Origin of the sequence: Veillonella sp. ZSJB6 (assembly GCF_051549505.1) — a bacterium.
In the GTDB taxonomy this organism is placed as follows: domain Bacteria; phylum Bacillota; class Negativicutes; order Veillonellales; family Veillonellaceae; genus Veillonella.
In genome coordinates this window covers 1-244 of record NZ_JBPUGE010000148.1, presented here as the reverse complement: position 1 = coordinate 244, position 244 = coordinate 1, and the positions used below count along the sequence as shown (strand labels likewise).

General features: G+C 39.3%; 1 protein-coding gene. It reads left to right on the top strand.

Going from position 1 to position 244, the window contains the following annotated elements; all coding sequences use genetic code 11:
- Positions 1-244, top strand: a 244-nt coding sequence (locus ACSV5T_RS10230; protein WP_438321072.1) for an amino acid kinase family protein, incomplete at both ends; no start/stop codon positions are given.

Sequence of the window (244 nt, the reverse complement as noted above, 5' to 3'; positions counted from 1 at the left end):
ATAGTACATTAGATGCAATGCAGATTGAATCACATTTTGGAAATGGCTTGCGTGTCACTGATGAAGCGACAATGCATGTAGTACAAATGGTATTAGCCGGTAAGGTTAATAAAGATCTCGTAGCAGATTTAACAGATCTCGGCGGTAAAGCTGTGGGCCTTTGCGGTGTAGATGTCAATATGATTCAAGTTCATAAACAAAATGATGAGCTAGGCTATGTTGGTTTTATCGGTACTATCGATAC